The organism is Paenibacillus sp. 32O-W (assembly GCF_007679495.1).
In the GTDB taxonomy this organism is placed as follows: Bacteria; Bacillota; Bacilli; order Paenibacillales; family NBRC-103111; genus Paenibacillus_L; species Paenibacillus_L residui.
In genome coordinates, this window is sequence record NZ_VEGP01000014.1 from 48,893 (window position 1) to 71,298 (window position 22,406).

16 protein-coding genes are annotated in these 22,406 nt (G+C 45.5%); all 16 read right to left on the reverse strand.

Annotation, left to right across the window (positions count from 1 at the left end):
* Positions 1–22 precede the first annotated feature (22 nt).
* A complete protein-coding gene (gene flgK / locus FS806_RS08020) occupies positions 23–1,606 on the reverse strand; it encodes a flagellar hook-associated protein FlgK (protein ID WP_144934277.1) in 1,584 nt (527 codons plus the stop codon).
* Positions 1,607–1,623: 17 nt separating this feature from the next.
* The gene (locus tag FS806_RS08025) at positions 1,624–2,121 is read right to left on the reverse strand and encodes a flagellar protein FlgN (protein WP_144934279.1); all 498 of its coding nucleotides are present in this window, start codon (positions 2,119–2,121) and stop codon (positions 1,624–1,626) included.
* A gap of 26 nt (positions 2,122–2,147) precedes the next feature.
* On the reverse strand, positions 2,148–2,432 hold the full coding sequence (gene flgM / locus FS806_RS08030) for a flagellar biosynthesis anti-sigma factor FlgM (protein ID WP_144934281.1): 285 nt from the start codon (positions 2,430–2,432) through the stop codon (positions 2,148–2,150).
* Positions 2,433–2,513: 81 nt separating this feature from the next.
* A complete protein-coding gene (locus tag FS806_RS08035) occupies positions 2,514–2,930 on the reverse strand; it encodes a TIGR03826 family flagellar region protein (RefSeq protein WP_144934283.1) in 417 nt (138 codons plus the stop codon).
* Between the two features lie 213 nt (positions 2,931–3,143).
* On the reverse strand, positions 3,144–3,677 hold the full coding sequence (locus tag FS806_RS08040; protein WP_186328265.1) for a ComF family protein: 534 nt from the start codon (positions 3,675–3,677) through the stop codon (positions 3,144–3,146).
* 252 nt (positions 3,678–3,929) lie between these two features.
* Positions 3,930–5,783 carry an ATP-dependent helicase ComFA gene (locus tag FS806_RS08045; RefSeq protein ID WP_144934288.1) on the reverse strand — a complete coding sequence of 618 codons (1,854 nt, stop codon included), beginning with the start codon at positions 5,781–5,783 and terminating at the stop codon, positions 3,930–3,932.
* A 27-nt stretch (positions 5,784–5,810) separates the two neighbouring features.
* A complete protein-coding gene (locus tag FS806_RS08050) occupies positions 5,811–6,209 on the reverse strand; it encodes a glycosyltransferase family A protein (protein ID WP_144934290.1) in 399 nt (132 codons plus the stop codon).
* Positions 6,210–6,262: 53 nt separating this feature from the next.
* Positions 6,263–6,988, reverse strand: a complete 726-nt coding sequence (locus FS806_RS08055; protein WP_144934292.1) for a response regulator — start codon at positions 6,986–6,988, stop codon at positions 6,263–6,265.
* A gap of 5 nt (positions 6,989–6,993) precedes the next feature.
* A complete protein-coding gene (locus FS806_RS08060; protein WP_144934294.1) occupies positions 6,994–8,148 on the reverse strand; it encodes a sensor histidine kinase in 1,155 nt (384 codons plus the stop codon).
* Between the two features lie 244 nt (positions 8,149–8,392).
* On the reverse strand, positions 8,393–11,050 hold the full coding sequence (locus FS806_RS08065; RefSeq protein WP_144934296.1) for a stalk domain-containing protein: 2,658 nt from the start codon (positions 11,048–11,050) through the stop codon (positions 8,393–8,395).
* 192 nt (positions 11,051–11,242) lie between these two features.
* Entirely contained in the window at positions 11,243–12,448 is a 1,206-nt protein-coding gene (gene metK / locus FS806_RS08070; RefSeq protein WP_144934356.1) for a methionine adenosyltransferase, read from the reverse strand.
* 149 nt (positions 12,449–12,597) lie between these two features.
* Entirely contained in the window at positions 12,598–12,882 is a 285-nt protein-coding gene (locus tag FS806_RS08075) for an alpha/beta-type small acid-soluble spore protein (RefSeq protein ID WP_144934298.1), read from the reverse strand.
* An 89-nt stretch (positions 12,883–12,971) separates the two neighbouring features.
* The gene (locus FS806_RS08080; RefSeq protein WP_144934300.1) at positions 12,972–13,553 is read right to left on the reverse strand and encodes a hypothetical protein; all 582 of its coding nucleotides are present in this window, start codon (positions 13,551–13,553) and stop codon (positions 12,972–12,974) included.
* A gap of 98 nt (positions 13,554–13,651) precedes the next feature.
* Positions 13,652–16,516: an S-layer homology domain-containing protein gene (locus FS806_RS08085; RefSeq protein ID WP_186328266.1), complete on the reverse strand. Its 2,865-nt coding sequence runs from the start codon at positions 16,514–16,516 to the stop codon at positions 13,652–13,654.
* A 501-nt stretch (positions 16,517–17,017) separates the two neighbouring features.
* A complete protein-coding gene (locus FS806_RS08090) occupies positions 17,018–20,884 on the reverse strand; it encodes an S-layer homology domain-containing protein (protein WP_144934304.1) in 3,867 nt (1,288 codons plus the stop codon).
* 239 nt (positions 20,885–21,123) lie between these two features.
* Positions 21,124–22,218, reverse strand: coding sequence for an MraY family glycosyltransferase (locus FS806_RS08095; protein ID WP_144934306.1), 1,095 nt, complete (start codon positions 22,216–22,218; stop codon positions 21,124–21,126).
* Positions 22,219–22,406: the final 188 nt, after the last annotated feature.

The following is a 22,406-nucleotide window of genomic DNA, read 5'->3' on the forward strand; positions in this document are numbered from 1 at the left end:
GTTCCCTCCTTTATCTTAAGCTTTATCTGCCAACGACTCCCATGCCGTTGATCACTTTGTCCAGCATCTCGTCGAAAGCCGTCATCATCCGCGCTGCCGCCGTATAAGCATGCTGGAAACGGATCATGTCGCCCATTTCTTCGTCTATGGACACTCCGCTGACGGATTGCCGGCCTCCGTCAATCTGGGCCACTTTCGAAATCTGATTATCCAGGTAACGGTTCGCTTCCTGGGCTTGAACGCCCAATTGCCCTACAATGGAGCGAAAATGCTCGTCTATCGAACCAGAAGAGGCATTGGCCCCCGTCCCGAATTGAAAAGAGGCGTCCCGCAAGCCGCTCATCAACAGAGCCAGAGTATTATTCCCCTTGACCACTTTCTCGCTTCCGCCTGATGTATCCGTCCGCAGGGAGGAGGCGATCTTCTCGGGGTTAGCGGCAATATCCGGATTGAGCTGAAAGCTCTCCGCTGTAATCGGCCCGCCATCCTTGGAGGTGAAGAAATCCCCGCCCGCCTGAATCGGGTCTCCCAGCGTATAGCCAAGCTTGTGCAAGCCGTTAAGTCCGTTGACGACAATCTTCATCCCGCCCGGACCAATCTCCCTGTTGGCTCCGGTCAGAGTAACCGGCTGCACCGTACCGTCCGGCATGACTCGATTGACGGTTGTATTATTCGGCAGCACGGATCCTTCAGGCAGAGTGATGGTGACCTCTCCGTTTGCAATCGTATTGGCCAGTTGATTCAGTTGATTCAAATAGTCGGCAACATACCGATCCCGGGAAACAATCATCCCGTGAACCTCTCCGCCGTTCAGCGCTCCGGAGGTGAAAGCCGCTTCCAAATTGGCCGCAGTTGTCGGAGTCACATTGTTGTATTGAACCAAATTAGCCCCGGCCAAATCAATGGTATACCCTTGAGGGCCGTCCTGAACCTGAATGTTGGCAATCTGCGCCAATTGGTCGGTCAGTAAATCTCTCTGATCCCGCAAGTCATTGGCATTATGACCCAGCCCCTCGATCCTCTGAATCTCCCGGTTCAAGCTCGCAATGCCCTCAGCCAGAGAATTGATCTCGGTCACTCTTACTTCAATGCTGCTCGTTAAATCCGCATGAAGATCTTTAAGCTGCTTGCTGGCAAAATTAAAGGCATCCGCGAGCGCAATCGCCGATTCCTTAACCAGCTTGCGTCCGGTCGGATTCTCCGGATCCTTGGCCAGGTCGTTCCACGATTTCCAGAACTTGTCGATCACCGTTCTTAGTCCGGTATCGGATGGCTCGTTAACGACCCCCTCGAGCTTGCTTAATGCATCCGCCCGTATGGACCAGCTTCCGAAGTGTTTGACCTCATTGCGGAATTGGTCGTCCAGAAATTGGTTTCGCACCCGGGTAATCGAATCAAACTCCACCCCGGTCCCCAACTGTCCCGGAATGTTCGTCCGCTGCATTCCTACCGGCTCCAACGGCAGGGATGTCCTCATATTGACCACTTGTCTGGAATAACCGGGGGTATTTACATTCGCCACATTATGCCCGGTTGTAGACAGTGCAGTCTGGTGAGTAAATAAACTTCTGCGGATCGTCTCCAGATTATGAAAAGTAGATCTCACGTTGATGGCTGCCTCCTTTACGCTCTCGTGTCAAAAAGCCCGGATCTCTGTATTTTAGACGCTGTTTGATCGGGATGCCGATAGGACCAGTCTTCCTCGGAACCCGACATCACATCGATGGAAAATTCAATGAAGGCCAAAGATTGCTTCACCAGCTCCTGATTCGCTTCATTAAGCTGCTTAAGCTGGTGCAGTGTGTCTACAAGTCTCCCCTGGGCCTCCAGCAGAGCACCCTTCTCCTCCGCATTAAATATAAGCTTGGCTATTTCGGCTACCGTAATCCGATCACTCGGCTTATATCCCTTGGACAACAGAAAATCGTTCGTTACCACCGCTCTCTGCTGTTCAAGCTGACCGATCTGTTTAATCAACTTGTTCTCGTTATGAACCAATTGGTTGAGGGCGGCGACATCATTCCGAATGAGGGCTTGCTTCTTCTGTTCACCGGATTCCAGAAGCAGGGCATGAATTTCGTCCAGCTTGTTCAATACATGAACTAACTGCTTTATTGCCATAAGGTTCACCTGATCTCCATAAAGCTTTATTTAATATAAGGATAGAGCTTCTCCGCTATCTTGCCTGCTTCCACATGGTACGTCCCGGTAGATACGGCGTTCTTAAGATCCTCCACCTTCTTCTTCCTGGCTTCGCTGACCTCCGATGAGGCCGGCTCGGTCCTGGAGCTTAAGAGCTCCTTCGCTTCAGGTGAAATCTGAACTTCATCCTTCGGCTTGCCCTTCTTGCCCGCTTGTATTTGGGCATAGGCGTTCTGATTCCTCTGATAAGGATTGATCGCTCCTATGCGCTGTATATCGTTAATTTTCATAATCTCACCTCATTTGCAAATAAAAAAAGCCGATAAACCCTTCACCCTCTTTATCGGCACGAAATACTTCATAGTTTAGATTTATTTAAAACGGTTCTTGAGCCGATCCTGTATGTTAAATCCCATCCCTGCCTCCTTGTCTTCGTTCTCCTTCTCTTCCGCCAGTGTATGCTGAATGTCCTTCACCAGCCTTCTACGGCAGGAGTCGCACATCGTATGTTCGCGGATCATCGTTCCGCATACCTCGCAAGGATAAGACATGTTAGGCATATTATGAATCGATATCCGGCCTTCCTTGATAAACCTGATTATTTGTTTATAAGGGACTTCCGTAGCCTCATGCAGCTCCTGTAAATTGGCCTTCCGGTTCTCCCTTAAATAGTGATAGCAAGTCTCATACTGCTTTTCAATTTCTTTGATGCATGACGGACATACGTCTTTATAATTTTTCACATAGACTTTGCCACAGCGGGGACAATTATCAACGTTCAATCCCAATGAAGCAACCTCCCATCCTCAACGACCCTTCCCTTACTCTCTGTTCCCGATATCACATCGATCGGATCAAGTTTTCTCTAAATCAGCTTCGCTTAAGCTGATTTTCTTTATATATAGTTTATCGGCTTTTAACGTCTTTGTATAGCTTTTCGTATATACTACGATAAAGATTTGCCCGACAATCCATCAGTCATTCCCATCAAGCGCCCGATGCTATCTGGCCCAGGTCAAACCATACACTTGTGCATTCCTATATGAAGCCAATAGCCGGCTGCATTGATTCAAGGTGCTTCCGGTTGTATAAACATCATCGACCAAAATAACTTTCATTGGCCTTTGGGAAGGGTTGTCCAGCCATAAGGGATCATCATACAAGGACGGATGAAGGGCGAAAGCATCCTGCAGATCGGATAACCGCTCTTGCCTTGTTTTAAAGCTCTGCTTGGGGGTGTTGCGAGTACGTATAAGCGTACACCGGACGGGAAGCCGAAGCTTGTTCGCCAACCCGGACGCAAACCTCTCCGCCTGATTAAACCCCCGTTCCTCCAGGCGTTCCTCATTCACCGGAACATATGTAATACAGCGGAAATCTTCAATCGACAGCTTCTCGCTTTGCAGAAGAAGGTGAAAAGCATGAACAAGCATCGTAGAAAAAATCGTTTGAAGCCGTTCATCTCCCCGGTATTTATACAGCGCCAGCAAGTCCTTCATCACAGAGTCGTACTTCACGGCACTGCGATTTCTCACAAAATAAGTCTCCTGGCGCCGAGTACAATCCGGACACTGTTCCGCCCTTCCACAACGATCACATTCAACATTGATGATCCATGGGATTTGACTAAAACAAGCTTCACACAACCCCAGCTCATTAGGTTGTGCACGAGTATGAGACCTGCAATAAGAACATACCTCAAATGGAGGCGCCAAAATTCCTCCGGCTTTGTGGATCCACTCCTTTAGCTTGCTGCGGAAGGATGAAACGGGAGTTTGCGGCATCGTTCATTCCCCTTTCGTTTGAAGAAGATACCCTTTGGACATGGCTAATCGGTTCATCTGCTTTATCTGGCGAATTGCCCCGATCTGGGAGCGGGTTCTGTCTTCCGCCGCGAAGAATACCCTTCCGTCTGGGTCATCCTTCGATCTTCCAGCTCGTCCGGCCATCTGCACAAGGGAAGCTTCATCGAATAATTCGGCATCCGCATTCAGAATAAATACATCGGTCCGCGGAACCGTTACTCCCCTCTCCAGAATGGTCGTTGTCACCAGCATTCTGATCTTGCTCTGACGGAAGAGGATGACCTTCTCCGCTCTAAAAGGATCCATGGAGGAGGTCCCCTCGATCACAATGTTCGGGAAAGCTTCTCTCAACAGCTTCACTAGCGGCTCGACCCATTTAATCTTCGAGATGAAGATAAACAGCTGAGCCCCTCTTTCTACGGATAATTGCAGTTCCTTCAGCAAATTTGCGGGCAGCGACTGCTTCTGAACACAAGAAGCCACCGATTTCATTCGAATAAGGTTCGGGACAGGAAGCGGGTGTCTGTGATATCGAACAGGTACTTTGACATGTGGAAGCTTTTTGCGGGCTGCGGCCTTTTGCATCGGTGGAGGAGGGGTTGCTGAGAGGAATATCGTTCTTCCTTGCTCAGCCAAGGCTTTGCGCGCCGCGTACTGTAGCATGGGATTGTTATGATACGGGAAAGCATCGAGTTCGTCGATAATGGCCATGTCAAAATATCCGTGAAAGCGAAGAAGCTGATGGGTCGTGGCCAGAGTAATATCCCCCTGCTCCCACTTCTGCGGGCTCCCTCCGTATAGTGTCACGAGGGAATATTCGGGAAAGGCAGCTTGGAGTCTCGGCATCAATTCCAATACAACATCCTTGCGCGGAGTCGCTATCAGCACCCGATGGCCGCGATGGAGCTCATGTTCTATTAATGGAAAAATCATCTCCGTCTTCCCTGCCCCCGTGACGGCCCAAATCAGGAACGTATTGTCCTCTGATTGTCTGGAATGCTTCCTGGCACCTGATCGTGAAGCCAGGAAATCTAATCCGGCATAGGACGCTTCCGTTTGAGCCGGACTTAGACCCCACCGTTCCTGGAGATGCTGCTTCAATTGCTCTCCCAGAGGCACGGTATCATCCGATGCAGATGGACTGCCTTGCATCCGGATTCCCTGGACAAATAAAGAACAAAACCGGACTCGCCCCATATTGAGGCATTCTTCGCAGTACGGACAGGGCTGTCCGCAGTGGAGACATTCAGACCAGAACATCCGGCTTTCATCGGTTCCGCATCTTCTGCACCGGTAGCCCAGCGTTTTTTTCCAGCCTTTCCTTCGAACGACTTTATCCATCCCATTTCCCAACAAGATCCATCCCTGCAAATAAGCCAACTGAATAGCGCGGCGGAGCTCCCTCTTTCCCAATAATAGATTATCGTAGCCAAGCAACGACTGAATCTCTTCATACAAAAGAGACCGGCCCTGCAACCGTCCTGCCGCTTTCTTGGTTATTTGAAGAATCTCCGTATCTATTATTTCGTCATTTTCTTCGCTTTCTATTAGCTGAAATTGAATAGGGTTTATTTGCAAGCCTACAGGTTCCTTGCGGATTCGGCGCTCCAACTCCTCCTTAGCGGAGGAAAGCTGATGAAGGGAAATCGGCTGATTCGACAAATTCTCTATCAACCAGGCAGCCTGTCCAACAGATAGCTCCGGCTCTATTCGAATCAAACGATTTGCCCTACGGCCTTGCCCGCCTAACCAATAAGAGACATCCATTTGAAAATCCAGCGAGAGCTTCCATCTCCATTCTCCCTGGATTTGAACCGAGTATACAGTTACTTTCATGAATTCCTTCCTTTTCCACGTAAGCGTTTACCAACGCAAGGTTGTTAATGGTTTCTGCGTACTTTGCTGCAACGATACGATATGAAGCGTCTCTTCCTGGTGAGCCCGAATGTACTCCTCAAAACCGGCGACAGATTCATAGATTTCTAAATCCTCCCGGCTCCTTCTTACCCTGCGGGCAATCTCCAGCGTTTCATCCGTCGAACCATCGTCGAATACGGCAACCTTAATTTGGCGTCCCCTCAACCAGGAAGTAAATAATAAGGAATATAAATACCACTCTATTAAGTTCGCATTATTTTTCGTAGTGAAAATAAACCTCGTAACCTTCGACGTTCCTCGTTGTTGTTGGAAATAGCAGACCAGGTGGACAACCAAAACAGCGGCCCCATAAACTCCGCCTATAAAAAGCAACCCAATCCCCATAGCGGCTACCCTCCTTATGGAGATAGTATATGCCGCCATGAGCAATCGGGTTCCTACAACGTTACCCAGCCATTCTTAATCGCAATGATTACCGCTTGGGTACGATCGTCCACTTCCAATTTTTGCAAAATGCTGCTCACATGGTTCTTTACTGTTTTCTCGCTAATGAATAAAAATTCCCCTATTGCCTTGTTGCTCTTGCCTTCCGCCATTAATCGAAGCACTTCCGCTTCTCTCCGCGTCAGCGGACTATTAGGTGAATGAATATATTTGACCCCTGCTTCATTAACTACGGAACCGTCCGAGGAATTCCCGCTATCTTCCAGGTAGGTCATGCGCCGCAACTGATTAATCAGTTTACCGGTTACTTTAGGATGAATATAGGCATGTCCAGAAACGACGGATCGGATTGCATTGATTAGAGATTCAGCTTCCATATCCTTCAGCAGATAACCGGAAGCCCCTTTCCGCAAAGTTTCAAAAACATAGCTTTCATCATCATGAATCGAAAGGATAATTACTTTAATCGATGGAAAAATTTCCTTCAATCTTTGGGTCGCGGTGACTCCGTTCTCTACCGGCATATTAATGTCCATTAGAACAATATCCGGATTTAACGAATTGCACAGCTCGATGACCTGAATACCGTCCCCGCATTCTCCAATGACTTCGAGATCGCTTTCCATATTGATAATTCTTTTGACACCTTCACGAAATAGCTGATGGTCGTCAGCAAGCAGCAGCTTAACGGTTTTCTTAGGATTTTCGGTAATGACCATCCATTTCATTCCTCCCTTTGCTCAGGATTAATCGGAATCAGCATTGTAATTTTGGTGCCTTCGCCTTTTTTCGACTCAATGTCGATTTTCCCTTCCAGCAAGTCGATCCGTTCCTGCATCCCTATCAGACCGTAGTGGCTGCTAGTGATCATCTTAGACTCCATCTCCTCGACATTAAACCCAATTCCGTTATCTTTAATAACGATTTGGGTCATATGCTTCTGAAAGGTTATCGTTAATGAGATATAGGTGGCTTTAGCATGCTTCAATACATTGGAGAATGCCTCTTGAATCAGACGGTATACGGCTACCTCCATCTCGGATGGAAGCCGTTTCTCCCTTCCCGCTAATTCAAATCGCGTTCTTATTTTCGATTTCTCTTCAAAATCCTGTACAAATTTGTGAAGGGTGGGGATTAGGCCTAAATCGTCCAGGGCCATAGGGCGGAGGTTGAAAATCATTTTGCGGACCTCTTCCAGCCCGTCTCTTACCTGACCTTTAAGATCGCTCAGTTCTTCCTTTACCGAATCTAGATTTTCTTGACTCAGCATCCGTTCCGCTATCTCCGTTCTCAGAACAACATGGGCCATCGTTTGAGCTAAACCGTCATGAATTTCCCGCGCAATCCGCTTCCGTTCTTCTTCCTGTGCCATAATAATTTTCAAGCCAAGCATCTGTCTGTTCTTGGCTGATTCCAACATACGCGTAACCTGATTTAAATCACCGGATAAGTACTCCAGAACGACATTCATCTGGGAAACCAGCGTCTCCGCACGTTCCACCTGCCGTTCCACACTGCGAATCCGCTTCTGCAGATCATCCCGGCGCATCTTCAAATGATGCTCCTTCTCCCTGTATATGGTTAGCTGCAATTGTAATTGGGTTGCCGCTTCGTAAGCAATCCGGATATCCTCTTCCGTGAAGCGGTGAAAATCCCGGCTTACCTCCGTAAGCCGAATTCTCGATCTTCGGTAGTCCAGCTCAAGCTTATCCACTTGTTGAATGGTCAACGTGGTCTCCTCTATCACCTGTTGAAGCTCACGGTTCAGGGCATCCAGTTCATTGCGGGCGCTTTCACTGATCTCATATATTTTATACTTGCTGCTTTCCATTACATGAATGGCGTCCTTAATGACACGATCTATGGCATCTACCTTCACTCTATCCCACTCTATCCTTTACCCCTTTAACTCATCGGGTTATTCCCTCAATGATACTATACTAACACATTTCGGAAACATTTGAAGAGTTTCGATGGAACTATTTTACCATATTTACATGCCACTTAAAGGACGCCATGCAGAAGTTTTACAAGAATTGTCGAATTTTTCAAAAATTCGACCTTGTTTTATCGATCTATAAGCTTAATTTAGTTCCAACCCTTATTGGAATTTCTAGTTCAAACTACTCCAGTGTGACAGTAAGTGTCTCCTGATCCCAAGAAACTTTCCAGCCAAAGTTTTCTGTCAAAATTCTTAGAGGCATCATTGTGCGCTCATTCATTAATTGTGGAGGTACTTCGGCGGTAACCACTTTGCCGTTAACCACCAGATCCAGTTGATCCAGCCATAGTTCAGCCATCTGTCCGTCTTTAAAAATCGTCACTTTCCGTTCGGTATCCCCTTCGTTCCAAGGAATGACCTCGCCGCCGAGGGCCTCCACTACAAAACGAACAGGCACCAATGTATTTCCGCTAATGAGTACCGGGGCTTGGTCAATCGTCATGCTCTCACCGTTGACCGTAATCTTCGGCTCATCGATAGTCAGGCTTACTTTGTTTCGCTTAGGATTTGGGACTTCCGTCTTATAATGCAGCTTAATATCGTCTAATGCAACGGTTCCCTTACGGGCTCTATCCGCTCTTCCTTGCTCTATGTCCGCAATATAAATTCGCTTCAATTGTACCGGATAAGCCATGTCCAGATTGGAGAAGTTCCCCTTCACCGTTTTCCAACCATCCCAGTTTATCTCTTTGGCGAGATCTACCCGATGGGTTTGGCCGGCTGCATCAATTAGTTCTGCACGTAACCAATTGCCGCTGTTATCGCCCCACACATTAACACTCATCGATTGGGGCTCGCCTTCCAGCAATACACCTTCTTGTCCAAAATCAGCGTATGCCGCCAAAGTTCCTGTTTCAGCAATCAATTCATAGTCCATTTGTACCGCATAGTTATCCATTGCCAAGCCAAACATTCCCGCTACTCGACTTATCTCGCCAGTTACACCTTCTGTAGAGCTGAAGGATACCGCCGGATTACTCTGTCCAAAATCAGCCCAAAGCTTCTCCGACCCCAGCGGCAGATTCAGAATCGTGCTGAAACCGTCATAACTGGCAATCAACTGTCCTGCACTTGTTCCTTGAATATCGGTAATATGAAGAGTGTCTCCCTTGATTTCCCCTTGAAACCCTTTGATCTGCCATTGGAATGATTCCGCGGGAACGGTTCTTTCTGTGCCGTCTTTTAATTTGGCCTTAACGGACAATTGAATCTCTTCGTTATTCATCAGCACTCCACTGGAAGGCTGTATGGTCAAGCTTTCAATATCTTCCCTGCGAACAACATCCACCTCTTTGCTGGAGGTAGCTTGTCCTGACGAGACGGAAATCGTAGCTTTCCCCGCTTGCGTAAGTGTGAAGACGTTGTTTTCGAAGGTACCCATGCCATCCGTACTACTCCAAACCGCGTTGTCGTCCAAATTTGTAATCGGGTTATAATAAGTATCATAGCCTCTTGCGTAATAAGCTGCCGATTCATTGACGAATAATTTCTTCGGTCCGGAAATGTTCAATCCAAGCGCTTCTCCCTTAGGGGCAAGAGTGTATACACCAATCCCATTAACAATTTCGCGCTGATAGTTAGACTCTGGAGCAGCAACCAACTCCACACCGGTTTCCCCAAGCGGGCGGGCTACCATCTGGGAGGAACCTCCGCCGTCCAGATTCATTCCTTTCCAGATTCCAATCTGGGTCATAACATCCTGCATTTCGGCAAAGCTCATTCCATCACTGTTCGCATTATCTTCCACATTTATAAGATAAACATATTTTTCATCCTGGGAGTAACCAATTGCGGTACGCGCCCTGGCCTTTGTGTAATCCGCATCTTTTCTAGACAAGGCTGCAGGCTGCCCATTATCCACTAGAATCGTATGACCACCGATCATCATTTGAAAATCTTCGGCATCGTACGGACGGCTGGGATCCCTCGGGACTATATTATAGGCAGAATGAATGGGGTCTCCTATCTTCAAGTTATCCTGAACAAATTGTGCTCCTGCACCCGCTGCCCTAAGTATGTACCCGTCTTCGGGAGGTGCCATCTCAAAAATTCCATTTACTTTAATATCTTGAATAATGCCGTTCTGAACCAGCACTTCCGTTGGAACCGTCACCCCATCATTGGCACGGTCTGAGCTTCCCCAAGAACTGGTATAGAGGAAAATACTATCTATCATACTGTGCTGCCCACTAGGTTCAAACCAATAGTAAGTTTTATTAACGCCACCCAAATAATAGCTATTTCCATTGGCGGCCGTAACCGATCCGGTGAAAGTAAACATATCAATGACCGGCTTGTTATCTTTGGTCAATCCAAAGCTGTAGAAGCCCGGCAGTTCATTCGGGGTAGCCATAATCTCTCCGCCGGACATTTGCGGTCCCATCGGAGCTAGGTTTGCTTTAGTATTATAGAAGTCTCCGTTCACTCCGGCTACGGCACCGGTCTCCAGCGCCATTTTCTTTACTGTATTTTTCGTTGTAAATTTGCCGCCTTTTCCGGTCATCACATCCAACTTGACCATAGGGTTTTCCAACGCTACTTCAATCACATTGACGTTGACGTGAGCAGGCTTATTATTACGGGTAGACACCCAGTCGTATTTTTTCAGAATCGCACCAGCGGTAATAATCTCTTGCCCCTTATAAGTTACAGTTCCGCTGGCAGAAGCTGTCTCAGCCGAAAAGGACCATGTCTGCAAAACCAGCATGAACGCTAATACCCAAGTCAAAGCTTTTACATAGCGTTTTTTTCTTTTTTTACGCTTCTCTTGCTGTTGCATTTGCTTTTCTCTCCTCCAAATTTATTAGTCTCTCATTCTTTTTCTCTAGTATTAGACTCTACTTATAGGTAAAAAGTTACGTTAATCAACAAAAAAACGCCTATTAGGAAAAATAGGCGTCGGAATTTTGTCGAATTAAGTTAATTTATACTTTGAAAAGCAATCGATGCTGTTATTTTATATCTGTGTAATTTAGTTCATTGCTTCCTGCTTAAGAATTTCGGCCTTATCCGTTCTTTCCCAAGGAAGATCAATGTCTGTCCGTCCAAAATGGCCGTAAGCCGCTGTTTGCTTATAAATAGGATTTCTTAAACCAAGTTCCTTAATAATGCCTGCAGAGCGAAGGTCGAAATGTTTGCGAATGAGTTCAACAAGCTTTGCTTCGCTTACTTTGCCTGTTCCGAATGTGTCTACACTTATGGAAACAGGGCGAGCTACTCCAATAGCATAGGCTAATTGAATTTCACACTTATCCGCAAGACCTGCAGCCACGATATTCTTTGCCACATATCGTGCGGCATAAGCGGCAGAGCGGTCAACCTTAGTCGGGTCTTTCCCCGAGAACGCTCCTCCGCCGTGGCGGGCATATCCGCCGTAAGTATCTACAATAATTTTACGACCGGTTAAGCCGGCATCCCCTTGAGGACCTCCAATAACAAATCGGCCTGTCGGATTAATGAAATACTTCGTATCTGCGTCCAAAAATTGTTCAGGAACTACTGGCAGGATAACATGCTCTTTAATATCCTTCTGAATTTGCTCCAATGTAATATCTTCAGCATGCTGAGTAGACACAACGATAGTATCCACCCTTACCGGCTTGTCTCCTTCGTATTCGACCGTTACCTGCGTTTTCCCGTCTGGGCGCAGATAGCTCAAAGTTCCATCTTTACGAACTTCGGCCAACCGGCGGGACAACCGATGGGCCAATGCAATCGGCATCGGCATGTATTCAGGAGTTTCATTCACGGCGAAACCGAACATAAGGCCTTGATCGCCTGCTCCAAGCGCTTCAATCTCTTCATCCGTCATCTGTCCCTCACGGGCTTCCAGAGCACGGTCAACCCCCTGAGCGATGTCAGCGGACTGTTCGTTTAAAGATGTTAAAACAGCGCAGGTTTTATAATCAAAACCATATTTTGCGCGAGTATATCCAATGTCCTTAATCGTATTACGCACAATCGCAGGAATGTCCACATAATCCGCACGGCTCGAAATTTCCCCAATCACGAGAACGAGCCCTGTCGCTACAGATACTTCACATGCTACACGAGCGTTAGGGTCTTCTTTAAGAAATGCATCTAAAACCGCGTCCGAAATCTGGTCACAAATCTTATCGGGATGACCTTCCGTCACCGATTCCGAAGTAAATAAACGTCTATTACTTGAAGTCGTCACTTCTTCGACCTCCCTATTCAAATATGCTTTACACAAAAAACCAACCTTCTCCAATTAGGAGAGATGGTTGGAATACCTTCATTAATTCATAGTACTTTATTTGTCTAAAGCTGTCAATCGGTGACTTGCCTGATTTAGCGCGGAATTATTTAGGATAAGGAAAAGAGAGCTTCTTCTGCTTTTTGGATCAATCTTTTGGTTATGGTACCACCAACAGCCCCCGTGTCCCGGGTGGCAATATGCCCCCAATAATCTTCACGAACCGCCGGGGAAGCAACGGATCCTAATTCTGCAGCGAATTCAGTATCCAACGCCGCTGTTTGATAATATTGCTGGCCCACCGGAAGCCCTAATTCAGCAGCAATTTCGTATTTCATTTGATCCAAGGCCTGTTTGCTTGCAGGTACTACTTTATTGTTATTGGACTTTGCCATTGCTAGAGTCACCTCCTTATATCGTGTAACCCTAGTATGGCTTGTCCTTCGACCTACAAACGTATAACTTTATGCCATGAGGGGAAAAATTATGGCGTAACTTTAGAGCCGTCTTTGTTAGTTACCATGTAATTGCCTTTAACCATTACATATATGACGGTTTGGTTACTTGTATCCGATTGAATACCGCGTCCTTCTCTTGGGAATAATAATAAATGATTCAATTCAATGACGGTTCCTGCTGACAAATCTTTTCCTGAGGTAACATCGGGAATCCCATTATCGTCACTGCTTACGGCAATGGCTTTGCCATTCCGCACTATAACCTCCGTCCCGGGGGCAGCATATAAAGTCTGGCCAGGATCTAGTTCAACTACCGTCACTTCTAGACTGCTTCCAACCGAAGAGCCGGACCCTGAACCTGCCTGTATTTCTTTAAGAATTTCTTCCTTCAGCTTTTGAAGATCAATATCTGTTGTTGCCGGGGTGCCACCGCCTCCGGTTATAGCCTTAATTTGCTGATCTACATAACTTTTTGTAACTAACGGATCGTCAGCCGTTCCAGGCTTTTCACCAGCTCCGGTATCAGCACTTGTCGTCATAATCGAACCAAGCCACAATCCCGCTCCCAACAAAACGGGGGCCGCTATAAACTTCCATTTCGATTTCATAAAGTCACCTCTTGTTCTTTTTTAAACCAGGCTAACTACATTAAACCAAAACCGGACAAAAAAAAGAACCCCCGAAGGGGTTCTTTCAGTGGAAACAATTATCTTGCCAGATCAACAGAAACAGTTTTACCGCTAGTAGTAACAGCAGTCAACTTAAAGGAAGTAACTCCTGCTTCAACAGTAATTGTACCGTTTTTGTTGTCAGTTACTTTACCGCTTCCTTCGATGTTGCTTGCGGAGAAGGAAACAGTGAACATTCCTGCATCTCCGAAGAGATCTTCGTTCTTGAATTCAACTCCGTATTGATCCTTAACTTTGATATCTCCGAAAAGATCTTTAACGTTCAAAGTAGTACCGGAGATTTTCTTAGCTTTAGTATCAGAAGCTGTGATGGACTCAATATAAGGAGCAGTGTTGCTTACTTCTACGTCCTTCAGAGTTTCAAAATAGCTTCCTACGAAGGAAGGAGCAAATTCAACTGTGACGTCAACTTTACCAGCGTTCTTACCGTATACTCTGAAGCCGTCTGCGTTATCAACACCAGCTACATAACTGTTGGAAACAGATACTGCTTTAACAGCATTATCCGGAAGTGCAACAGTTTTTCCGCCGGAATTTTTAGCAATTACTTCAACTTTAGGCAACTTAGAAACGTATTTGTTGTAAACTGCATCCGTAACTGTTTTGCCTTTGTTGTTCTCAAGAGCATACAGACCTTTTTCGTATTTCTTAACTTCATAGGTCAGGTTTTTAGCTTCTTCAGCTTTAATGGTGTCAAACACTACAGAAACAGAATCAATCTGAGCTTCTTTTCCATTTTCAACTTTCAACAGTTGTGCAGTGAAGTTGAAACGACTGTTCGCATCTTTAATAGATTTGAAAGTAATTTCTTTGTCATTGAGGTTATCAATAATATTGGTAACAACTGTGTTAGCAAGAGCACTTGCTTCAATATCGCTCAAGCTTCCGGACAAAGTACTTACTTCAGTCTTAACTTTATAGTCTGTGAAGAATTTGCTGTTTTTCAGTTCTTCGCCATATTGGTCTTTGAACTTCAGTTTCAGAGAAGACTTCGCATCATAAAGTAATTGATCTTTCATTGCACTGGATACATAAATCTCATTCGGATAACGCTTTTCTTGAACAGAGATCGTTGTTTGTGCATTCTTGCCGCTTCTCGGAATTTGGGCATGAATAGTAACAGTTCCTTTTTGGCCAGATTCATTAGGTTGAATTTTGATCTTACCTTTGTCCGGACCGCTAGTTTCAAGTGTTACCGTAGCCGAAGGGGAAGCTCCGTATACGAAAAGCGTATTATTATAAGCTTTAACAATATCGTCAGCACTCAGAGTTGCACCATACTGATCTTTAACAACCAAAGGAAGATACTTAGCATCTACGTCACCGATTGCAACAGTTCCGTTGAACTCTCCGAAAGATACTTCATAAGGAGTTTTCGGAGAGGCTACGTTGATTTTCAATTGGCTGCTGGATCCTGTACCGATAGCTACAGCATTTACAGTAATTTCACTATCTACCGTAAAGGAGTTGCTAGCTTCAACACGAATATCCGGTACTTTGTCACCAGTTTCGTCTCTTACAAACTCAACTTTCAATGCAGCAGGGTTAGTGCTGTACAGTTGAACATACTGCTTAAGAGTATCCAGGTCTGTCAGCGGATGACCATATTGGTCGTAAGCTTCGTAGGTAATATAAGCATAGTCACCTGCATTCAAACGCTCTTTACCGTTTTGCAGAACCAGTTCTTTAAGAGTTACTTTACCTGCAGTTTGAGTGTCGCCAATTTGGAAGTTTTTGTTAGCCGATACTCCACCATTTTCAGCAATGATGGTGATGGAGAAGTAGCTTCCTCTTCCAATTTGAGGGCTATTGCCTTCACTAGGAGTTTTAGTATCCAGAGTAATTCTTTGCTTATCATTTGCAGCACTCAAGGCAACTGCACTATTGCTTCCAAGAACATTGAAGCGGGAAGCAGGCAGAGTGGATTGCTCGCCATATTGGTTCAAAGCTTCAAACTCAATAGTTACATTTTTAGCGATCGGAATAATGTCGCTAGTAGATTTGAATTTGATCGATTTGATCGTTTCAGCTTGAACAGAAACGTCTTTGGAAGTGGAAGATCCAAGCTTAACGCCTTCTGCAGCTTCCAATTTAACAGTATAAGTACCTTCAATCAATGCCACGTTAGTGGTGAAAGTCGCTTTATCTTTCGCATCGTTCCATACAAGGCCGTCTTTCTCAGCCAGAGTTACTTTGTTTGCACCTCTGCTCAGAGTCAGAGTGATCTTGCTGGTATCTTCAACAGCTTTGTTGAAGGATACTTCGATTTTCTTAGCTCCTACAGCTTTAACATCGGAGATGTTAAGTTCAGCAGGTACGTTAACTTTGTTGTAAGCAGCGTAGATTGCCTCAACCAGTTGAGCACGAGTAGCAGGTACAGTGTAGTCAGCAGCTTCAGAGATAAAACCGCCTTTGAGAGCAGCAGCTACATGAGCTTTAGCCCAGTCGGAAACTACACCTTTTACTTCGTCGTCAGACTGAGCAATTCCCAGTGCGCGAACCAAAGTAGTTGCCAGTTGCTCGATGGTTACTTCACCGGAAGGAGAGAAAATTCCATCCCAAGTACCATCCATGATCTTAGCTTTAGTTACTGCACCGATGAAACCAGCAGCCCAACCTGCACCATCCAGGTCAGTATAAACGTTAGCTGCAGCAGCATCCTCGGTCAAACCTTTAGTTTTAGTCAAAACTTTCGCGAATTGTGCGCGAGTCATGTTTTCTTCAAGAGCCGGCTTGTCGCCGTCAGTTCCTTCGAAAACTCCCTTTCCTTTAAGGAACTCATATTTCTCCAAAGTAGTTGCAGGCTCAGCAGCAGAAACTACTGAAGCAAACATGGAGAAGACCATAGCTATTGCTACGAGTAAAGACAAACTTTTCTTCATAACCTTTTTTTCTCCTCCTCGAAATCGTTTCGGTTCATGAGTGTGAGTATTACAATAATTGGAGCTCGATTTCCTCATTGGCCGATTCACCCCCTTTCCAGAGTTGAGCGTCATTACTATAATGAAGGTCTGCAACATGATGTTACAGAAACTAGTAAACATAGAAAACTAGAGACTCGAATGCCACTTTACCTATTATACAATGGCCTATCCTTGTCGTAAAGTGTATTTTGAGAAATTTATCCAATCGAATCCCGGTAATAACGGGTTGAATCATTGTTGTTCAATGTATTAAACGTACCCCGTTTCAAAAAGTTGCGCTTATTCGGAAAAAGTTTTTAGATGGAAATAAATACAATATGTTTTCTCACTTGTTTATGTATTCACCCTACTTGTCCGGCACTTCCTAGTATACATGGTTATTCGGGGACCGTCATTCTGAAATAATTACCATGGGATAGAGCCTGACCGTTAATAGACAGGCTCTACCATTATAATACCCTAGTTTAAGTTTTTAGGAAACATCTTTGTCGATTTTTGCAGAAGACGAACGGCAATTTGTCCGGCTTCCGCTCTTGTCAGGTACGATTGCGGATGGAAACTGTAGGTTGGCTTCTTCTCTCCTTCAGCCAGCGGGTTCTGCTGCCCCACCATAATCCCCGCTCCGTTGATAGCTTCTACAGACGGGCGGGCATAATAAGTGATCTCCGAAGCATCCTTAAAACTCTTCTCCAGCTTAGCAAACAGCTTCTCGTCATTAATGGCAAGCTTCAGCTCCAACGCACGTGCTATCATGGTTGCAGCCTGTTCACGTCTCAGCCTCTCTGTTGGCGCAAAGTATCGATTCGATACCCCGTCAATAAGACCCGCCCGGGCTGCAGTCTCTAAATATTCGTAATTCCATGTGATCGCCTGATCCCCTGGGTTAACGTCTACAAAGGTTGGAACCCCTTCATAGTTCAACGGAATATTTAGCGCTTTGACCAATAGTGCCGCAAATTCCCCGCGAGTGGTGTAATCATCCACCCCGAAATCCTCTGTCCGCAGGTTCGTCATAACACCTTTAGAGAACAACGCCTGCAGAACATTACGGGCCCACGGATGGTTGGTGACATCGTTAAATCCGTATCTTAATTTGGCCACCATATAATAACCAAAGTCATCGAACGGAACCGTAATTGTATTTTTCTTGGTATCTACTTCTCCACCAATATTAACCCACTGCCCCTTGTCGTTAAAGAAGAATACGGTCACGTTCGTTCCCGCATCATTCACCACGGAATCGTCGAACTTGATGGTCAATTCGCCCCGTTTAGTGGGAACAAGCTTCCGTGCGGGCTCGAATAGGGTAAAGGTCCCTTCCAAAGAATATGGGTTTAAACCGTTTGTAGCCGGCTTATAGGAAGTTGTCCCCTTACGCCCATACTCTCCCACTCCCCCGGAAATCCAATAAATATCTGAAACCGGGGTAAAATGATCCCTGTTCATCATACTGGTAAACAGCCTGGAAAGGCGGGGCTCGATAGGAACAATTTTATGCCCGTTCCCATCCTTATTATCCGATCCCTGGTCCGGATCAAAGTTGATAATATTTCCGTAATCGTTCATTCTTTCCACGACACCATCGCTTGGGTCGGCAATCCCGAACAACAGCTTGGTATCTTCATAAAACTGTTCGACATTATTATTTAGACCTGGATAAGCCTTTCTCAAAATAGTTCCTTTCGGGAAAGTCAGCTCCAGATTTTTATCGAAAACGCTGTGCTTATTTGATATTTTCTCCATGTACTGAGCGCCTGTTTGATTACTGTAGGCATAGTAAACATTAACCGAAGCATTAATTTTTCCCGATGGTCGCTCGATGACAATTTTGAGCGCGTTATCCTTTTGAGGCTTCAAGCCGACATAATCAAGCACGAAACGGTCATTATAATCCGAACGTTTCTCGGCCTTCTGCCCATTGATCAACACTTCAGTGGCACCTTCCGCCTCGATGTCAAAATGAACGAAGTTTTTGTTCACGACAATCCGATCTCCTACCGTTGGCTGAGGGGAGAGTATACGGAAGCTGGCCAATTCGCGGACCACTTCAATTCTCTGAACGCTGGTAGCTCCCACATTATTTTTCAATTCCAGTACAAAAGGGTAGCTTCCTGTATTGCTCATATCGAAATTTTGCAGCCGGAACGTAAAGTTCTTGGGACTTCCATAATAATCGTAGTCATACCCCTGCTTTATGCTAAGATCCAACGGAGTCGAGCTTTTCGGCCGGTCATTATAAGGATCGGGATCTCCATCGTTCGTTGTTTTAAATTCAACAATCGTTTCTCCGCCATGAGAGAGCTTGACATAGTTGGCTCCACCTGCCTTAAAGACTATATCCACCTTCTTCAGACTGGTAGAAAATTGACCGTTGCGGAACAGGATGTCCGGGGAATCGACAAATATTCTATTCAATTCATTATCCGTGCCATTTACGGACAAAGGGGCTCGGCCATCACTCGGAATAATAACAGGCTCAAATCTTTCGATTGTCGACACATTAGTGTCTACGATATACAAACGAATTTCTTTGATAACTTCACGAATAATGGAGTTATCGTCTGTATATAGCGCTCGAAGAACAAGTCTGTTCTCGCCATAGTTTAATTGCCCCAGAGCATTCCCTACCACTAAAGGCTCCAGAGTAAACTCCAGTGAAGTTCCATCATAGCGGAAGGAAGACGGGGTTATCCCGTTGACCGAGTAGTCGAATTCTTTAACCGAATCGAATCCGACCAGCTTTACTTTAGGAGCATCCAAGGTCTTGTTCCCTTGCCTGGAATCCAGTGTAATGGTCTGGCCATCATAATAATTTTCTACGTAGATAAAGTTTTTGGATACATAATTAACAGTAACGGTATAAACTGCCGTCGTTCCATCATAACTAAACCGAATTTTTTGCTCTCCGCTTGGGAAATTACTGATCTCGTAAATATGGTTTTTAGAATCAATTCGACTGATATGCTTTACAGTCAGGCTGCCTAACGGCATGAGCGCCGCCTTTAATTTATCTTCTGCGCCTGCAGCAATGTCCTTATCAAATTCTACCTGTACATAGAAAGTAGAAGACTGTACTTCGCTATTATCCAGTTTTCCCTTGTTAATATACTGTGAGCCGTCTTTCTCTACCAGATACATATTCTTTATAAGCCTTTGGTTTGGCAAATAGCTGAAGTAACGAGTAACGGTTGTATCCAGAGAGTCGTATTCCACACGAATCGCTACGGCCTGTTCTCCCGAAGCCGGCAGTCCCGTGGTCGTGATTGTATACGGGTTCGTTTTGAACTCCACTAACCGATATTTGATACTTCCATCATTAGCGGGTACATCGGTAATAGAAGTGACGTTCGCCAAATTAACCGGATTTGGATTGTTGGCGGCATTATTAGGGTCTTGAACGGTTACCGTAACATTATTCAAGTCAAACGGTACGGCAGAATACGGAATAATCATGCCCGCTTCAATCACAGCTTGCTGTGAAGGATCGGTCAGTGCCGGTTTCCCTGCTAATAGAGACTGGGTTCCATCCCCGGCATGGACAATGTCCAGCTTATAGTACGGCTGATCAGGATCATAATAGTAAATAGTGCGCTTTACATTGACTTTATTGGCTTGATTCTCCAACTGAAAATCGAGCTCATTCTTGCCGGGCTTCAGTGTCAATGGAGGAACGAAGAACATCCCGTCCTCGAGAACATTCGCCTTCTGGCCATTGACCAGAATTGTCTTAACATTATTGGCTTTCCCATCAATATAGACCTGCATTTCAAACGCTTCATCCACTCCGGACGGCTTTTCTATCACAATGGGTGCCCCTTCGTTCAGGTCAACCGCCGTGCTGTTATCGGATCTCACCTTCAACGATTGCAGGTAAGGAGCATCATCATACACGATATAAAACGTATCCGAACGTTCGATATTTCCCTGCTTCCCGGTAATGGTCACTTTATTGAATCCGGAAAACAACTCCAAACTGCGAATTTCAAACCGATTGTTTGACAAAGGATTGCCCGCCGCCGTGAAATATCTCTGGGGATCCGGAACCCATTTGCCCGATTGGTTAATTAACTGTTCCACCCTTACGGTTATGGATTCGGCGGATACATACTGATAAGTTCCAGTAATGTTCAGGCGATTGGAATCCGCCACATAGGAATTATCCCTGCTTATTTCACCGGGATTGGCTTTGTTGGCTAATTGCTGGTTGTCGGGTATAAAATAGTTTGGAGCCGCCGCATACACCTTGGGCGCCAATGCCGGAATAAGAGTGACCAGCAAAGCCGCAACCATAAGCATGCTTGTCCATTTTCGCAATAATACGTTCAACGTTAGAACCTCCTTGTGTATTATCCTATATACTCCGTTCGGGGAACGGGTAATCGTTCATCCAGTCTGTTGAGGCACTTCTGTTCCTCTCCCTTTTCGCTACTTCCCTCCAATCCAAACATCAAAAAAAAGTGGATACATACTTAACTTTATCGGCAAATGAACGATCTTTTTTTATAGCTTTTTGCAGACCAAAAAACCCTGCATCACAAAATGCAGGGTCTTAAAAAACTAGTATGTTATTTAGAAGTCCGCCTAACGGATGCCGGAAGAAGTCGCCGGAGAAGTCTGAGCACCGGCTTGCGGCTCTTGCTTATTATTCCTATCGCCTCCGCTCCAACCTCCATAACAAGCAATAAAACAACGACAATGACAATTGCGCCCCATTGGGAGGCTTTGGTTAGCAGGACCGCACACAGCCCGAAGGCCAGCGAGATGCCGTAGATAATCAGAACCGTTTTGCGCATGCTGAAGCCAAGCCCCATCAAGCAATGATGGAGATGGCCTTTATCGGCCGTAAAGATAGGCTTCTTGTTCAACTTCCTGCGGATGATGGCCATTAATGTATCCGAAATCGGCACTCCCAATATCGCAAGAGGGACCAAAAAAGAAACGATGGTAGCCGACTTAAACCCAAGAATCGATAAGGTTGCCAAGCTGAATCCGAGAAACAGCGATCCGGAATCGCCCATAAAAATTTTGGCAGGGTGAAAGTTATAGAACAAAAATCCTACAATACTACCAAGCAAAATCAAGCTTATGACAATAACGGTCAGGTTTCCCATCATAATCGCAAGTACAAGAATTGCAGATGTGGCGATCGCAGAAACCCCTGCGGACAAACCGTCTAGTCCGTCAATCAGATTAATGGCGTTAGTTACTCCAACTATCCAAAATATTGTAATTGGAATGCTGATCCAGGAATTCAGATCAATGGCATCGCCGAAGGGCAGCTTTATGTAATCAATCTGCATCCCAAAAGCTATAACCACCCCGGCAGCCGCTAATTGGCCTGCAAGCTTTATCTTGGGAGATAAATTATACTTATCATCCAATGCGCCTACGAATACAATGATGGCACCGCCCAAGATCAACCCAAGAACGACATGAGTATCAAAATCGTTAAGGGCGGGCGAAATAATAAAGAAAGTTGCAACAAAAGCAAGGAATATGGCCAAGCCACCCATTCGAGGCATAATCCGTGTATGAACCGAACGATGATTAGGCACATCAATAGCGCCGAACCAAACCGCAAACTTCTTCACTAGCGGGGTCAAAATGACAGCCAGAACGCACGAAACCGTTAATCCTATGACATAAATGATCCAATTCATTATAATTTACAACCCCTTAGTCTCTCCAGTTGCTTTCAGCACTCCATTATACCTTGTTTGCAGTGCTTACTCCAACCCGTTTTATCGACAAAATGCGGGTTTTTAGTGATATTGTCAGTCATTTTTTCATAGTTTGGTCACATTATCTTTCTCCCGCATTACTTTTCCGATATTTCTCGAACATGCAA

Excerpts from the sequence above, each read along its gene's own strand:
- FS806_RS08075 (WP_144934298.1), bottom strand. The coding sequence starts at position 12,882 with ATGGCAAAGTCCAATAACAATAAAGTAGTACCTGCAAGCAAACAGGCC.
- FS806_RS08065 (WP_144934296.1), bottom strand. The coding sequence starts at position 11,050 with ATGCAACAGCAAGAGAAGCGTAAAAAAAGAAAAAAACGCTATGTAAAA.
- flgM (WP_144934281.1), bottom strand. The coding sequence starts at position 2,432 with ATGAAAATTAACGATATACAGCGCATAGGAGCGATCAATCCTTATCAG.
- FS806_RS08025 (WP_144934279.1), bottom strand. The coding sequence starts at position 2,121 with ATGGCAATAAAGCAGTTAGTTCATGTATTGAACAAGCTGGACGAAATT.
- FS806_RS08085 (WP_186328266.1), bottom strand. The coding sequence starts at position 16,516 with ATGAAGAAAAGTTTGTCTTTACTCGTAGCAATAGCTATGGTCTTCTCC.
- FS806_RS08050 (WP_144934290.1), bottom strand. The coding sequence starts at position 6,209 with ATGGGGATTGGGTTGCTTTTTATAGGCGGAGTTTATGGGGCCGCTGTT.
- FS806_RS08055 (WP_144934292.1), bottom strand. The coding sequence starts at position 6,988 with ATGGTCATTACCGAAAATCCTAAGAAAACCGTTAAGCTGCTGCTTGCT.
- FS806_RS08045 (WP_144934288.1), bottom strand. The coding sequence starts at position 5,783 with ATGAAAGTAACTGTATACTCGGTTCAAATCCAGGGAGAATGGAGATGG.
- FS806_RS08095 (WP_144934306.1), bottom strand. The coding sequence starts at position 22,218 with ATGAATTGGATCATTTATGTCATAGGATTAACGGTTTCGTGCGTTCTG.
- FS806_RS08080 (WP_144934300.1), bottom strand. The coding sequence starts at position 13,553 with ATGAAATCGAAATGGAAGTTTATAGCGGCCCCCGTTTTGTTGGGAGCG.